The 1,001-nt window shown below is 36.6% G+C and carries 1 protein-coding gene; it reads right to left on the reverse strand.

Features of this window, described 5'->3' with window-relative positions:
• Nucleotides 1-87: 87 nt before the first annotated feature.
• Nucleotides 88-768: an IS6-like element ISS1N family transposase gene (locus AB0M08_RS47535; RefSeq protein ID WP_350669396.1), complete on the reverse strand. Its 681-nt coding sequence runs from the start codon at nucleotides 766-768 to the stop codon at nucleotides 88-90.
• Nucleotides 769-1,001: the final 233 nt, after the last annotated feature.

The following is a 1,001-nucleotide window of genomic DNA, read 5'->3' on the forward strand; positions in this document are numbered from 1 at the left end:
CTGCCTTTTGCTTATAGTTCATTGAGTAGAAACGGTTCTGTTGCGAAGTTTGAAAATCAAACGCGCCCTCTCTGAACTCCAAATATCTTAGGCTGGTATTCCCATTAATACCTTGATTTCAGTAGACACCGAAAAGCCGAAGAGCGTTCCATTTCTTCGGTTCTTTTTATATATTCCTCGAATGGTCTCCATGCCCTTAATCGTGGAAGAGGCTGTACGGAGACTTTGATAAAATTTATTCCGTCGTTTAATAGGTCGATGGTCTTGTTCTATTAAATTGTTAAGATACTTCACAGTTCGGTGCTCTGTCTTAGGATATAAACCCACACTCTGTAACTTTCTAAAGGCGGAGCCAAGAGAAGGTGCTTTATCGGTCACAATTGCTTTCGGCTCACCAAACTGTTTATGGAGTCGTTTTAAGAAAGCATAGGCTGCTTGCGTATCCCGTTTCTTTCGTAACCAGATATCTAAGGTTAAGCCGTCCGCATCAATTGCACGATAAAGATAATGCCAACGTCCCTTAATTTTGATATAGGTTTCGTCCATTTTCCATGAATAGAAGGATTGTCTATTTTTCTTCTTCCAAAGATAATAGAGGACTTTGCTGTACTCTTGCACCCAACGATAAATCGTAGTATGACAAACATTTATTCCACGATCATATAACAATTCCTGAACTTCACGATAGCTTAGATTGTAACGCAGGTAGTAACCAACAGCGACAATAATGACGTCTTTTTTGAATTGTTTGCCTTTAAAATGATTCATTACTCTGTCCTCTCTGTCTTTTTTCTCAATTTTACACTAAAATAGATTTTTTGGAAAACTTTGCAACAGAACCGACAGGAGCAATAAGGGATTTTTAATTCTTGAAAAGGGAATGAAAAAGGAATATAATAAAAGTGCTTACAAAGTTAATGAAAAGGAGTTTTTTAAAATGAAAACCCAAGAACTTAATTTAAAACAATTTGTAATGTTGTCTGAAAAGGAACTTCAAGAAA

Origin of the sequence: Actinoplanes sp. NPDC051851, from assembly GCF_040681165.1 — a bacterium.
Taxonomy (GTDB): Bacteria; Actinomycetota; Actinomycetes; order Mycobacteriales; family Micromonosporaceae; genus Actinoplanes.